Genomic DNA, 13,918 nt, shown 5'->3' with positions numbered 1-13,918 from the left:
ATTCACTGTGGCGTCGGGTGGGGCAGCGGTGGGGTGGAGGTCCAGCCGGCCGCTACGAGAGCGCGGCGAACGGTGTCCGCGACCTCGTCCGGGCGGGCACGGACCAGCCAGGCCGGGAAGCGCAAAATCCGGTCGCCGCTGGTCCAGACGTCGTTCTGCCGACGCATGTCGGCCGCCCACTGCAGCGCGTCCATGTGGTGCGCCCCGTCGATCTCCACCTGCACCCGCCACTTCCGCCAGTACGCGTCCAGCCAGCGGTTTCGGCCGGCCGCGTCGACCCGGTGTTCCTGAAGATCGGGTGCGGGCAGCCGGTGCCGGCGGCACAGCCGCAGAAAATCGATCTCGGAGAGCGCCTGCGCGCCGCCCGCGATGTCGCCGACCGTCTGCCCGATCAGGTGCCGACGCGGCGCCCGGGGCAGCACGTCGAGCACCGCCCGCAACTCCTCGGGCAGCACCCGGCGTTGCTGGCAACCGGCGGCCAGCACCGCCTGCGCCTCGTCCACGCCGGCCGCCCACCCCGCCGCGTCCACCAGGGCCCGCGCCGTAGTGGTGCGCGGCGGACGGGCCAGTTGACGGTGTGATTCGGGCAGCACCGTCGTGCGATGCACCAGTACCGAGGGCATGTCGATCGGCAGGCGACGCAGGGTGGTCCGCGCCGCACGGCGGGCGGCCGGCACCAGCACGTGCAGTGGTTCGCGGCGCAGCCCTCGTACCCCGGCTTCGGCGGCGGCGGTCACCCCGGCCAGCATCGCCCCCGGTCCGGACGCCAGCACCGCGACCCAGAGCTGCTGGTCGCGGGTGAGGCGCCCGTTGCCGGTCAGCAGGATTCCCCCGGCAGATCGACCGCCACCGGCCGGTGCGGATCCGGCCCCGCACCGCCCCCTCGCTGAGCAGCCCGGTGACCTGCGCGGTGGTCAGCACGCCCGCCTGCTCGAAGGCGAGCCAGTCGAGTGCGTCGGCGTCATCGGCGGGCAGCATCCGAACAGCCTTCACGCCAGCAAGCCGCCGCACCACCAGATCTTGGACACTTACCGTCAGCCCCCGGAACGGAAGCTGTCCAGGATCTGCGGGTCTGGACCGTTCAATCTGGCCCGGGGCGTTGACGGTGGTTGGGTGGGGCACAGGGAGCACCAGATTGACGGTCTCGTGGTCGATGGCGACCATGAGGTGGCTACGCTGCTGGCGCGCTGGGAGATGATCAGAAACGGTGCGTTGTTCCGCCGCAGTCGATCGAACTGATGAAGGAAGTTGTGACCTCATGGACCTGAGCGGCGCAGTTTGGCGCACCTCCACTCGCAGCGGCAATAGTGAGTGTGTCGAGGTGGCGGACAACCTGCCCGAGGTCGTGGGGGTGCGGGACAGCAAGGACCCGACCGGTCCGGTGCTGGTGTTCGCGCCTGCCGCGTGGCGGGCGTTCGTGGCCGTCGCCCGTCGCCCGACGGCCTGAGCCGGGAGGTCTCTGGTGCCACAGCACGACCCGGCCGGCGGCGACCCGGACGTGACCCCCGGTCCCCCGCCGGCGAAAACACCACAGCCGGCGAAAACACCTCAGCCGGCGGAAACGGCGACGGCGGCGGAAACGGCGACGGCGGCGGAAACGCCACCGCCGGTGCCGGTCCCCGCCCCCGGGATCGACCCGGATGAGCCGCCGGCAGTTCCGTCCGGAAAGTTCGGCACACCCGGGCGTCCACTGCGCCGCAGCAGCTTCCTGATCGGCTTCACCGGTGCGCTGGGCGTGCTGCTGGCGTACACCCTCTATCTGGGAATTCGCAATGCCGGCGGCATCCTCGTGCTGGTGGTGATCGCGCTCTTCCTCGCGGTCGGTCTCAACCCGGCGGTGGTCCGGCTGGCCCGCTGGGGTGTGCCGCACGGCCTGGCGGTGGCGGCGGTCGCCCTCACTGTGGTGCTGCTGCTCTGCGGCGGCATCGTGGCGCTGGTCCCGCCGATTGTCACCCAGTCGGGGCAGTTCATCGACCAGATCCCGAGCCTGCTCGAAGAGTTGCGCCGCAACCCGACGGTCAACGACCTGGTGGAACGGTACGACGTGGTGGAGCGGGTGCAGGGCGCGGCCAACGCGGACACGGTCGGGCGGGCGCTCGGCGGGGTGCTGGGCGGTGCACAACTGATCTTCGGCACGGTGTTCCGGACGCTGACCGTGCTGGTGTTGACGATCTACTTCCTGGCCTACTTCGACCGGCTGCGTTCGCTGGGCTACGCGTTGGTGCCCCGGTCCCGGCGGCAGCGGGTGCAGCTGATCGGGGACGAAATACTGGCCAAGGTTGGCGCGTACATGGTCGGCGCGTTGAGCATCGCGGTGCTGGCCGGCGCGACCACCTTCGTGTTCGCGCTGATCGTCGACCTGCCGTACCCGTTCGCGCTGGCCGTGGTGGTCGCGGTGACCGACCTCATCCCGCAGATCGGCGCCACCCTGGGCGCGGTGATCGTGAGCCTGGTCGGCTTCGCCGCGGGCCTGCCCACCGGCATCGCCTGCGCGGCCTTCTTCCTGATCTATCAGCAGGTGGAGAACTACCTCATCTACCCGAAGGTGATGCGGCGCTCGGTGGAGGTCAACGAGGTGGCCGCCCTGCTGGCCGCGCTGCTCGGGGTGGCGCTGCTGGGCGTGGTGGGCGCGCTGATCGCCATCCCGACGGTGGCCGCGCTGCAACTGATCCTGCGCGAGGTGGTGCTGCCCCGCCAGGAGCGCCGCTGAGCGTCAGCCGGGCCGCCGGGCGGGGCCGCCGGGCCGGGCCGGTCAGTCCGCCTTGGTGGCGGCCGGGCCGGGGACGGGCGTGTCGGCGAAGGCGGCCACCGTCCGGTCGGCGTACGCGCTGACGTCGCCGGCCTCCATCGGGCCGTCCCAGGTCGTCGGCAGCGGCACCTCGACGGCCGGATTGACCCGCCGGACGATCTCGTCGAGCACGGTCTCCGCGTCGCCCACCCAGAGGTGCTTGGCGCCCGGCACCCCGACCACCTCGGCCTGGGGCACGGCGGCGAACCGCTCCCGCGCCTCGGTGGGGCGCAGGTAGTCGTCGAACTCCGGCACCAGCGCCACCAGCGGCCGACCCGAGCTGGCCCAGGTGGCCAGGTCCTCCGGGGCGGAGAAGCGCAGCGGCGGGGAGAGCAGGATCGCCCCGGCGATCGCCGGGTCGCAGCCGTACTTCAACGCCAGGTCGGTGCCGAACGACCAGCCGACGAGCCAGATGTTGGGCAGCTCGGCGAACTCCGCGTACTCGATGGCGGCGGCCACGTCGTACCGCTCGCCCACCGCGCCGTCGAACGCGCCCTCGCTGGTGCCGCGCACGCTGCTGGTGCCCCGGGTGTTGAACCGCAGCACCGCCAGGTCGGCCAGCGCGGGCAGCCGCCAGGCCGCCTTGCGGAAAACGTGGCTGTCCATCATTCCGCCGTGGGTGGGCAGCGGGTGCAGGCAGACCAGGGTGGCCACCGGCGGCCGGTCGGCCGGCAGGGCCAGCTCACCGACCAGCCGCAGACCGTCGGCGGTGTGCAGCTCGATGTCCTCCCGGCGGCCGGGCAGGATCGACGACGCGCGGATCGCTGTGCTCACCGCCCAAGTCTGTCGCGAAGTCGCCGCCGCCGCCCACCCAGGCACGAACAGGGTGACCCAGGTCGCTCAGCCGGGGCGCTCAGTAGCGCGGGGCGCCCCGACCGCGCTGCACCGCCGGGCCGCGCCGGTCCCGGGCCCGCCAGCAGCCGCTGTGCCAGTGCCGCCGGTCGGTCAGGTCACCCAGGCCGTCCGCCGGCCAGGCCACCAGGTGCGCCACCCCAGGCCGGATCTCCTGGTCACAGCCGGGGCAACGGTACGTCTTGACCGACGCGCCCGCGCCGATCCCGCGTACCTGCCAGGCACCGTCGGTCCACTGCTGCACCGAGGCGACGCCCTGCCGGACGCGGTCGGCGTCCAGGTTGGCGTTTTCGTCCCGGCGAGGGCGATTGCGACGGGGGCTCACAGTCACCAAGCGTACGTCCGGCGGGGAAGGCGGTCCGGGGAGGTCACCAGGTGTCGGGCCGGTCCAGGTGCTCGGCGACCTGCACCCCGCCCAGCACCGTTGCCGCGTCCTCCTCGGTGAACCCCTCGTTCGGCCAGCCCCAACCGGCGGTGAGATGAGCCTTCGGTATCCCCAGTAGCTCCATCATCCCGCCCTGCGGGTAGCGGTAGGCCGGCCGGCCGGCCGCCGTCGCGTTGGATTCCGTGCGCGCACCGGCGATGCTGCGCGCGTATTGAAGCCGCACCTCCATCGAGCGGAACCCGCTCCCGTTGACGACCAGCGAGACGTCCAGCGCGGCCGGGAAGTTGGTCACGGTGACCTCGCAGCCGGCCGGCCACGCCCCGGCCGGCATCGTGGTCAGCCGCACCGGGGCGCTGCACTGGTGCGCCACATCCAGCCGGAGGGCGCTTCTGGCGGCCCGCAGCGCCGCGCTGGTGGGCGCCACCGTGCGCAGGCGGGCGAAGAGGCCGGGCACCGGCTGCCACCGCAGCACCCAGATCGGGTCGGCGCCGGCCGTGGAGGACCGCTCCAGCTGGCCGTCGTAGGGCGGGTCCGCCGGTTGCGGGATGGCCCTGTCGCCCTCCAGGTGAACCTCCTCGGCCACGGCGGCGCTGCGGGCGAGGTAGAAACTGACCGGCTCGGGGCCACCCAGATCAAGCTCGGCGCTCTCCAGGCCGGCCGCCGATCGCCAGCTCAGGTAGCGAGCGCGGGCCGTATCGACGCCGAAGTGCAGCAGACCGGGGTCCTTTCCGACCAGATCAGGTCGGGCGAGTGCGCCGGGCACCCCGGCCGCCACCGCCGGCGCGGCCACCCGGGTTGCCGGTTTCGCCCCCGTCCAGGGCACCTCCACGGGCAGCCCACCGCCGCCGGCCACTCCGAGGCCGAGCACCGCCGCCACGCCGAGCGCCGTCCCGCCCACCGCCGCCCGTCGCCGCGTCCGCCGGGCCCGGCCCCGGGCAACCGCCCCGCTGGCCAGCCGGCCGATATCCACCTGAGCCTCGGCGTGCTCCCGCAGGGTGGAGATGATCCGCTGGTCGAGGTCGGTCACGGTCGGCTCCCGTTGGTGGCCGGGGCACCGCAGCGCTCCCGGAGGTTGGCGAGCGCCCGCATCGCGTGGGTGCGGACGGTGACCGGCGAGCAGTCCAGGATCTGCGCGATGGTCGCGTCGTCCAGGTCCTCGTAGTAGCGCAGCACCAGCACCGCCCGCTGGCGGTCGGGCAGGCCGAGGATCAGCCGCCACATCTCGTCCCGGTCGGCCGCTTCGCCGCCCAGGTCGCCGCGGTGCGGCCGGTCCACGAACGTGTCGATGGCCAGCTCGCGGTTGGACCGGCGTCGCCACCAGGAGTTGTTGGCGTTGACCAGCATCCGGCGCACGTACACGTCGGGCCGGTCCGCCCGGGAGATCCTGCGCCAGTGCACGTACGCCCGGGACAGCACGTCCTGGGTGAGGTCCTCGGCCCGGTGCTGGTCACCGGTGAGCAGCCGCGCCAGCCGGATCAGGGCTGGCCCCCGGCTGTCGACGTACTCCTCGAAGGTCACACCATGCAGACGCCGCCGGAGCCCGTCGGCGTTGACCCGGTCAGCGGTGCGAGTGGTCGCGGAAGCCGCGGCGGGTCTTGCGGCCCAGGTAGCCGGCGGTGACCAGGTGCTCCAGCAGTGGCGCGGGCGCGAAGCCCGGCTCGCGCAGCTCCAGGTACAGCTCCCGCTGGATGGCCAGGGAGACGTCCAGCCCGACCACGTCGAGCAGCTCGAACGGGCCCATCGGGTAGCCGCAGCCCAGCTTCATGGCGTGGTCGATGTCGTCGGCCGTCGAGTAGCTGGCCTCCAGCATCTTCACCGCGTCGTTCAGGTACGGGAAGAGCAGCGCGTTGACGATGAACCCGGACCGGTCGCCGCAGACCACACCGGTCTTGCCGAGCGCGGCGCAGACGGCGCGGGCGGTGGCGGTGGCCTCCGGGGAGGTGCGGATGGTGCGGACCACCTCGACCAGCGGCATGACCGGCGCCGGGTTGAAGAAGTGCAGCCCCACCACGTCGGCCGGCCGCTGGGTGGCCATCGCCACGTCGATCACCGGCAGCGACGAGGTGGTGGTGGCCAGCACGACGCCCGGCTTGCAGATCTCGTCGAGGCTGGCGAAGAGGGCCTTCTTGACGCTCAACTCCTCGACCACCGCCTCGACCACCAGGTCGACGTCGGCGAGGTGGTCGAGGGTGGCGGACCAGCTGATCCGGCCCAGGGCGGCGTCCCGGTCGGCCTCGGTGAGCTTGCCGCGCACCACGCCCTTGTTCAGTGAGGTCTTCACCGCCTCGCAGACCTTCGCGGACTTCTCCATGCCGCGGGTCACCGAGACGACCTCGTAGCCGGCCTTCGCGAAGACCTCGATGATCCCGGTGGCCATCGTCCCGGAGCCGACCACGCCGACCTTCGCGATGGCGCGCGCGCCGTCGGCGAGCGCGGCGTCCGTGGCCAGCGGCGTCGCCTCATCCGGTACGACCACAGGGGAGCCGGGCCGCTCGTAGGTGTAGAAGCCCCGGCCCGACTTTCGGCCGAGCAGCCCCGCCGTCACCATCTGCTTGAGCAGCGGCACCGGGGCGTGCCGGCGGTCCCGCCCGCCGCGCCGGTACATGGTGTCCAGGATTTCGTACGCGGTGTCCAGGCCGATGAGGTCCATCAGCGCCAGCGGGCCCATCGGCAGGCCGCAGCCGAGCTTCATGGCGGCGTCGATGTCCTCCCGGGTCGCGTAGTGCGACTCGAACATGCCGACGGCGTGGTTGAGGTAGCCGAAGAGCAGCGCGTTGGCGATGAAGCCGGCCCGGTCGTTGATGGTGACGTCGACCTTGCCGAGCCGGGCGCAGAGCGCCTCGACGTCGGCTACCACCTCGGGCGCGGTGACGACAGTGCGGACCACCTCGACCAGCTTCATCACCGGGGCCGGGTTGAAGAAGTGGATGCCGATCACCTGGTTGGGTCGGCTGGTGGCCACCGAGATCTCGGTGACGCTCAGCGACGAGGTGTTGGTGGCGAGGATCGTCTCCGGTCGGCAGACCCGGTCCAATTCGGCGAAGATCCGCTGCTTGAGGTCCAGGTGCTCGGGCACCGCCTCGATGACCAGGTCGACGGAGTGCAGCGCGTCCAGCCCGACCGCGAAGTGCACCCGCTCGTGCAGGGCGTCGCGGTCCGCCTCGGCGAGCTTGCCCTTGGCGACCGCCCGGTCGGTGGAGCCCTTCAGGGTGGCCCGGCCGCGCTCCAGCGCCGGCGCGGAGATCTCCACAGCCACCACGTCGATGCCGTTGCGGGCGAAGACCTCGACGATGCCGGCACCCATGGTGCCCAGCCCCACCACGCCAACGGTGCTGAATTCGCGCGCCACGACCGGCCTCCCCAGAGACTCCGCACGACCACTGAACGGCCGCTAAGGTTATGCGCGCGAGTCTGCCACGTGACGCTGAGTTGTCGAGACGCCGTGGCATATTTCACCCACGGCGCGGCAGCGCTGCTACCCGGCCGACAGCTGCACCGCCGCTCCGGCGGCCGGCCCGCTGGTCAGGGCCAACAACTCCGCGACGAACTCCGCCGGGCGCTCCAGGTGCGGGCTGTGCCCGCAGCCGGGCAGCACCACCTCGTGGTACGCCCCGCCGGCCGCCGCGTACCTGTCGAGCACCGCCCGGGTCTGGCCGACCATCGGCTGCGGTGGGCAGGCGTCCGCGCCCGGCCAGCCGGGCACGAGATCCAGCGAACCCAGGTACGCCAGGTCGAAGAGCGAGGTGTCCGAGACGATCACGTCGGCGTCGCCGCGTACCCAGGTGACCGGCGGTTTCTCGGCGACGGCCACCAACTCGTCGGCGAGCCGGAACCAGGTCGGCGCCAGCGCGTTGAGCACCCCACGCTCGCCCGGCGCGGTGCCCGGCCAGTTCTCCGAGGGCACCGCCGTGCCCGGGTAGTTGTCGTCGCCGGTGGCGGTGGAGAGAACGGTGTCCAGCAGCAGATCCTCGTCCGCGCCCAACGAGGCGGGATCGGCCACATAGGTGGCTCGCAGCACGGCGCGCGGGCTGGCCGGCGCGTCCGTGCTCCGGTCGCCGGCCGCGAGGCGGGCGACGAAGTCCGGGTTCGCCGTGCCGGCGCCGGTGCCGGCGAAGTCGGCTGTGGTCGGCGTGCCGACGAGGTCGCGGGTGCCGCCGAAGCCGTACGGGGAGACCGGCGCGGCGAGCAGCAACGCCCCCACCCGGTGCGGATGGTCGACCAGCAGGCGCATCGCCACTCCGCCGCCGAGCGAGTGCCCGACCACCACCGGGCGCGCGTCGGCGGCGAAGAGTGTCTGGTCGTCCAGCAGGGCGGCCACGTCGTCGGCGAAGTCCCGCAGGCCCCGGGTGGCGTCCACCGGGGCCGTCGCTGAGTCGCCGTACCCCCGCAGGTCGGGGGCGACCACCCGCAGCGTCGGTGGCAGCCGCCGGACCAGTGGCTCCCAGAACAGCGCGGAGGAGCAGTTGCCGTGGATCAGCAGCACCGGCGTGCCGTCCGGCGGGCCGGCCACCCGTACCGCCTGGGTGATGCCGTTCGCCGTCACGGTCCGCTGCTCGGTCTCCATCCGCGGCATGCTGCCACCCGGGATCCCGTCGGTCCAGGTGGCGGACCGCCACCCGACGGCGCTGCCCGGTGTGGTCGACCGCCAGGCGGTCAGCGCCGGGTGCCGGGCGGCGCGGCCAGCGGTAGCGGCAACGTCGGTCGGACGTCGCGCCGGGACGGGCCGAAGCTGAGCCCCACCGGGTCGGTGAGCGCCACCCCGGGGTCGAAGAGGCGCAGTTCGGTGCGGCCCAGCCGGATCACGTCACCGTCGGAGAGTCGTTCCACCTCGGTGATCCGCCGGTCGTTGAGCCAGGTGCCGTTGGTGGAGCCCAGGTCCCGCAGGGACGGGCCCTCCGGCGCCAGCCACACCTCGGCGTGGCGACGGCTCAGGTGTGGGTCGTTGATGACCACATCACCGGTCGGCGCCCGGCCGATCACCTGTATCTCGGCTCGCATGCGAAAGCTCGCTCCGCGCATCGGCCCACCCGCGACCGTTAACAGCGGCAACAGTTCCGGATGTTCCTCCATGGACAGTCAGCCCCTCCACCCCACACCGTCACTCCGCGCGTCAGCTTGCCATCAGACGGTAGTCGTCAGTACCGACCGGCCGGTCAGCCTCTCCCCACCTCCCGGCCACCTGCCATTCGACGATTCGGGCGGGCCGCATCCGTCACCAACGCCCTGACCTGCATTGATCAACGATCGGTCGGGTTGGTGCGACGCCGGTCCCGGGGACTCGAATCGCGGACCCTACCGGTGAGTAATCCCCAGGTCTAGACTTCCGCCATGACGGCAGTGCATATCCCGGGCGTTCCGGTCATCGACGCGGGTCAACTGGTCTCCACCAGCCCGGCGACCGGCGCCGAGGCCGGTCGCCTCCCGGTCGCCACCGACGCCGACGTGCGGCAGGCCGTCGACCGCGCCCGTGCCGCCAGCGAGTGGTGGGCCGGTCTCGGCTTCACCGGCCGCCGCGAGCGGATGCTGCGGTGGCGTGCCCTGCTCGCCAAGCGGATCGAGCAGTTGGCCGAGTTGGTGCACGTCGAGGGCGGGAAGCCGGTCGCCGACGCCATCGTCGAGATCGTCACCGCGATTGAACACATCGACTGGGCCGCCCGCAACGCCGGCCGGGTGCTCGGCCCCCGCCGGGTGCGCTCCCGGCTCATCCTCGCCGAGTTCTCCGGGCACCTCGAATACCAGCCGTACGGGGTGGTCGGCGTGATCGGCCCGTGGAACTATCCGGTCTTCACGCCGATCGGCTCCGCCGCGTACGCCCTCGCCGCCGGTAACGGCGTGGTGCTCAAGCCGAGCGAGTACACGCCCACCGTCGGGCAGTGGCTGGTGGACAGCTTCGCCGAGGTGGTGCCCGAGCAGCCGGTGTTCACCGCCGTGCACGGGCTGGGCGACGTGGGCGCGGCGCTGTGCCGCTCCGGGGTCGACAAGCTGGCCTTCACCGGCTCCACCGCCACCGCCCGCAAGGTGATGGCGGCCTGCGCCGAGACGCTGACCCCGGTGCTCATCGAGGGCGGCGGCAAGGACGCCATGATCGTCGACAGCGACGCGGACCTGGACGCGGCCGCCGAGGCGTGCGTCTGGGGCGGCATGACCAACGCGGGCCAGACCTGCATCGGCATCGAGCGGGTGTACGCCGTCGACGCCGTCTTCGACGCCTTCGTCGACAAGGTGGTGGCCCGCGCCGGTCAGTTGACGGTCGGGCCGGAGGGCACCGACATCGGCCCGATCACCATGCCCCAGCAGATCGACGTGATCCGCCGGCACATCGACGCCGCGATCACCTCAGGCGGGCGCGCCGTGCTCGGCGGTCCGAGCGCCGTACAGCCGCCGTACGTCCACCCCACCGTGCTGGTGGACGTGCCGGAGGAGTCGGCCGCGGTCCGCGAGGAGACCTTCGGCCCGACGCTGACCATCAGCCGGGTCCGCGACGCCGACGAGGCCGTCAGCCGCGCCAACGCCCTGTCGTACGGCCTGGGGGGTTCGGTCTTCGGCCGGCGCCGCGCGGTGGCCATCGCCCGGCGGCTGCGCTCCGGGATGGCCTCGATCAATTCCACGCTGACCTTCGCCGGCATGTCCACCCTGCCGTTCGGCGGTGTCGGCGACTCCGGCTTCGGGCGGATCCACGGCGAGGACGGCCTGCGGGAGTTCGGCCGAGCCAAGGCGATCACCCGACGTCGCGCCCGGTCGCTGCTGCCGTCGATGACCTTCGACCGCACCCCCACCGACGTGGCCCGGCTCGTCAAGGCGATCAAGGTCATGTACGGGAGGTGAGTGTCGGACAACCGATCATCACCGAGGATCAGTGACAGCTCTCAGAAGAGGGTCAGCTCGTCCTTCACGATGCCGCGCAGCTTGTCGTAGTCCACGACCACACACCGGATGCCCCGGTCGGTGGCGAGCACCCGGGCCTGCGGCTTGATCTCCTGCGCGGCGAAGACCCCGACGACCGGGCTGAGCAGCGGATCACGGTTCATCAACTCGAGGTAGCGGGTCAACTGCTCCACCCCGTCGATGTCGCCACGCCGCTTGACCTCGACGGCCACCGAGCCCGAGTTGGCATCCCGGCACAGCAGGTCGACCGGGCCGATCGCCGTCATGTACTCGCGGCGGACCAGCGTGAACCCCTCACCCAGGGCACCCGGGTTGGCGGCCAGCAACTCCTGTAGGTGCGCCTCCACCCCGTCCTTGCGCAGGCCCGGATCCACCCCCAACTCGTACGAGGTGTCCTGGAAGATCTCCTCCAGGGTGATCCGCAGTTCCTCGCCCGCCTTGTTGACGACCCGCCACACACCGGGGGCCTCCTCCAACCGGCACGGCGGGCTCATCCAGTTCAACGGCTTGTACGCCCGGTCGTCGGCATGAATGGACACCGACCCGTCCGCCTTCACCATCAGCAACCGGGTGGCCAGCGGCAGGTGAGCCGAGAGCCGTCCGACGTAGTCCACCGAGCACTTCGCAATGACCAACCGCACCCGACGAGGGTAGCCGAGCACCCACCGGTCGCCAGCGAGCGGCACTGGCGCGTCGATGCGATGCTGAGACCGTGTTCGAAGTCCTCACCGGCACCGGTCTCGCCGCATCGGCGGGGCTGAACGCCTACATACCCCTACTCATCCTCGGTGTGCTCGGCCGTTACACCGACCTGATCGACCTGCCCAGCGGCTGGGCCTGGCTCGGCAACGGCTGGGTCATCGCCATCATGGCCGTGCTGCTCGCCGTGGAGATGGTGGCGGACAAGGTGCCCGTGGTCGACCACGTCAACGACGTGGTGCAGACCGTGGTCCGGCCCACCGCCGGTGGCCTGGCCTTCGGCGCCGGCTCCTCGTCGGAGACGGTGACGGTCAGCGACCCGGGGAGCTTCTTCTCGTCCCACCAGTGGGTGCCGGTCGTCACCGGCGTACTGCTGGCGTTGGGCGTGCACCTGCTCAAGTCCGCAGCCCGTCCGGTGATCAACGCGACGACCGCCGGGTTCGGCGCCCCGGTGGCCAGCACCGCCGAGGACGCCACCAGCGTGGTGGTCTCCCTGGTGGCGATCATCCTGCCGGTGCTGGTGCTCGTCTTCCTGGTCGGCCTGGTGTCCTTCACCTTCTGGTTCGTCCGCCGTCGTTCCGAACGACGCCGCGAACGAGAGGCGGCCCGCGCCGCCGGCTTCCGCGTCTGACCTGGGGAACCTTCCCTGCGGGGCGCACCGGCTTCGCGGCGCTGACCCTCCGCTCGCCCGCTCGCGCCTCCAAGCTCTCGCGGGCATGCCGATGGCCGGCACCCGTTCTCGGGTGCCGGCCATCGGTCGGTTCGGGGGTCAGCTGTTCCAGTGCTGGGCGACGAGGTCGGTGGCCTGCTGCTCCCACTGGGCGTAGGCGTCCGGGTACGCGGAGACCTGTACGGTCTGCGCGGCCTGGGTCAGCGGCATGTCCTGCCAGCCGTCGACCTGCTTGAGGCCCTTGAGGAACGCGGTCGTCGAGTACGCGGGGTCGGTGATCTGCTCCGGCGTACCCCAACCCGAGCTCGGGCGCTGCTGGAACAGACCCAGCGAGTCATGGTCGTTCATGTCGCCGAGGTGGCCCAGGTTCTCCAGCTTCGACTCCTGCAGGCTCGTCGCGATCGAGATGACCGCGGCCCGCTCCGGGAGACCGGCCTTCTTCGTCGCGGCGATGATCGCCTTCACGTTGGCCGTCTGCTCACCGTTAAGGGCGATCCGGGACTGGTCGCCCTGCGGCTTCGGCGCATTGGTCTGCACGGCAACCGCGACGGGCTTGGCGTCCACCGGGTTGGCGTGCGCGGCGATCGGACCGGCGAACACACCACCGGCGAACGCGAGACCAGCAACAGACAACACACTCTTACGCATGATCGTGTTCATGGGGGTAGCTCCTTCGGGGGTAGAACACCCACACCGCCAAAAGGGGGACGGCGGCAGGGTGTGAGCACCTCGTCCGGCGCTGCACAAAACAAGGGGGGAAGTCTTGGGGTTGACGCCTACTGGGGCGTCGGGGTCGGCGACCTGACGAGCCGGGGGGCTCGTGGCGCCGGGACCGTGTGTAACGACCCGGGGGCCGTGGTCATTCCCGGGGCCAGGTAGCGGACCCGGGGGCGAGCCCACGGTCGTTCGGGGGTCTGCAACGACCCGGCCGGGCCGGTCATTCCCCCGCCGGTTGAGCGGACGGGGTGGCCGTGGTCCTGCGATCGTCAGGCTATGTAACGACCCCGGCCCGGCCACGATTCCAGCCCACGGGTGCATCCGGTCACACGCAGGGAAACGGACATCCGGCCCATCCGCGGACGCCGTCGATGGAGTGCGTACGGGCGGTGATCGACTCGGGATCGCCGATGTCGGGTGTCCGGGACGGGTTGACACCCCGACATCGCCCATCTCGTGTTGATCACGCCGAGACGGGGTATCCGGCCCGAGCACGGGGCCGTCGCTGATCACCAGACGGACATATCGGGCCGCCGCGACGGACAAATGCCTATGATCGTGACAAGAAGCCTAGAGGGGGTCGGCATGACCGCAGCGTTGGAGATGCCCCGAGTCCAGGAATGTGTGGTCGCAGCATGTGCGTACAACCAGTCGGGTGACTGCCACGCCTTCGCGATCACGATCGGCAGCATGGATCACGCCCACTGCCACACCTTCGTCGAGTCGCCCGTGCGCGGTGGCGTGGACGGGCTGGTCGCGCAGGTGGGCGCCTGCCAGCGCGCCGACTGCCGGCACAACGAGCAGCTGGAGTGCCACGCGGCGTCCATCCGGGTCGGCCCGGACAACGACATAGCCGACTGCATGACCTACGCCGGCCGCTGACCTGCCGCCGGCCGGCAACCCGCCGAGCTGGCAACCACAC

General features: G+C 71.7%; 15 protein-coding genes. 5 read left to right on the top strand and 10 right to left on the bottom strand.

The window, feature by feature from the left end; genetic code table 11:
• Positions 1–2: 2 nt before the first annotated feature.
• Complete coding sequence (locus ABZU52_RS04675) at positions 3–773, bottom strand: hypothetical protein (RefSeq protein WP_354969718.1); 771 nt, start codon at positions 771–773, stop codon at positions 3–5.
• 485 nt (positions 774–1,258) lie between these two features.
• On the opposite strand from ABZU52_RS04675, the gene ABZU52_RS04670 reads away from it, so the two are divergent.
• Positions 1,259–1,447 (top strand): DUF397 domain-containing protein, encoded by a 189-nt coding sequence (locus ABZU52_RS04670; RefSeq protein ID WP_354969717.1) that lies wholly within the window; start codon positions 1,259–1,261, stop codon positions 1,445–1,447.
• A gap of 183 nt (positions 1,448–1,630) precedes the next feature.
• A complete protein-coding gene (locus ABZU52_RS04665) occupies positions 1,631–2,710 on the top strand; it encodes an AI-2E family transporter (protein WP_354969742.1) in 1,080 nt (359 codons plus the stop codon).
• A 42-nt stretch (positions 2,711–2,752) separates the two neighbouring features.
• Here the strand turns inward: ABZU52_RS04665 and ABZU52_RS04660 are convergent, their stop codons facing one another.
• The 7 genes from ABZU52_RS04660 to ABZU52_RS04630 form a co-directional block, all read right to left on the bottom strand.
• Positions 2,753–3,562 carry an alpha/beta hydrolase gene (locus ABZU52_RS04660; protein WP_354969716.1) on the bottom strand — a complete coding sequence of 270 codons (810 nt, stop codon included), beginning with the start codon at positions 3,560–3,562 and terminating at the stop codon, positions 2,753–2,755.
• Between the two features lie 79 nt (positions 3,563–3,641).
• Entirely contained in the window at positions 3,642–3,965 is a 324-nt protein-coding gene (locus tag ABZU52_RS04655; protein ID WP_354969715.1) for a hypothetical protein, read from the bottom strand.
• A 43-nt stretch (positions 3,966–4,008) separates the two neighbouring features.
• The gene (locus tag ABZU52_RS04650) at positions 4,009–5,052 is read right to left on the bottom strand and encodes a hypothetical protein (RefSeq protein ID WP_354969714.1); all 1,044 of its coding nucleotides are present in this window, start codon (positions 5,050–5,052) and stop codon (positions 4,009–4,011) included.
• Entirely contained in the window at positions 5,049–5,543 is a 495-nt protein-coding gene (locus ABZU52_RS04645) for a SigE family RNA polymerase sigma factor (RefSeq protein WP_354969713.1), read from the bottom strand. Before ABZU52_RS04645 ends, ABZU52_RS04650 begins: the two co-directional genes overlap by 4 nt.
• A 40-nt stretch (positions 5,544–5,583) precedes the next feature.
• Positions 5,584–7,374 (bottom strand): 3-hydroxybutyryl-CoA dehydrogenase, encoded by a 1,791-nt coding sequence (locus ABZU52_RS04640; protein ID WP_354969712.1) that lies wholly within the window; start codon positions 7,372–7,374, stop codon positions 5,584–5,586.
• Positions 7,375–7,500: 126 nt separating this feature from the next.
• Positions 7,501–8,589, bottom strand: coding sequence for an alpha/beta hydrolase (locus ABZU52_RS04635; RefSeq protein ID WP_354969711.1), 1,089 nt, complete (start codon positions 8,587–8,589; stop codon positions 7,501–7,503).
• Positions 8,590–8,678: 89 nt separating this feature from the next.
• Entirely contained in the window at positions 8,679–9,044 is a 366-nt protein-coding gene (locus ABZU52_RS04630) for an FHA domain-containing protein (protein WP_354969710.1), read from the bottom strand.
• A gap of 309 nt (positions 9,045–9,353) precedes the next feature.
• Here ABZU52_RS04630 and ABZU52_RS04625 point away from each other — a divergent pair, with 309 nt between their 5' ends.
• Positions 9,354–10,850: an aldehyde dehydrogenase family protein gene (locus tag ABZU52_RS04625; RefSeq protein ID WP_354969709.1), complete on the top strand. Its 1,497-nt coding sequence runs from the start codon at positions 9,354–9,356 to the stop codon at positions 10,848–10,850.
• Positions 10,851–10,891: 41 nt separating this feature from the next.
• Here ABZU52_RS04625 and nucS read toward each other — a convergent pair whose 3' ends face one another.
• On the bottom strand, positions 10,892–11,551 hold the full coding sequence (gene nucS, locus ABZU52_RS04620; protein ID WP_112584054.1) for an endonuclease NucS: 660 nt from the start codon (positions 11,549–11,551) through the stop codon (positions 10,892–10,894).
• 71 nt (positions 11,552–11,622) lie between these two features.
• On the opposite strand from nucS, the gene ABZU52_RS04615 reads away from it, so the two are divergent.
• Positions 11,623–12,240 (top strand): DUF4126 domain-containing protein, encoded by a 618-nt coding sequence (locus ABZU52_RS04615; protein WP_354969708.1) that lies wholly within the window; start codon positions 11,623–11,625, stop codon positions 12,238–12,240.
• A 138-nt stretch (positions 12,241–12,378) separates the two neighbouring features.
• Here ABZU52_RS04615 and ABZU52_RS04610 read toward each other — a convergent pair whose 3' ends face one another.
• Entirely contained in the window at positions 12,379–12,939 is a 561-nt protein-coding gene (locus ABZU52_RS04610; protein WP_354969707.1) for a hypothetical protein, read from the bottom strand.
• Between the two features lie 642 nt (positions 12,940–13,581).
• Here ABZU52_RS04610 and ABZU52_RS04605 point away from each other — a divergent pair.
• On the top strand, positions 13,582–13,878 hold the full coding sequence (locus ABZU52_RS04605; protein ID WP_354969706.1) for a DUF1540 domain-containing protein: 297 nt from the start codon (positions 13,582–13,584) through the stop codon (positions 13,876–13,878).
• The last annotated feature ends 40 nt before the right edge of the window (positions 13,879–13,918 follow it).

The organism is Micromonospora sp. NPDC005220 (assembly GCF_040607895.1).
In the GTDB taxonomy this organism is placed as follows: domain Bacteria; phylum Actinomycetota; class Actinomycetes; order Mycobacteriales; family Micromonosporaceae; genus Micromonospora.
This window is presented reverse-complemented; position numbering and strand designations above follow the sequence as displayed.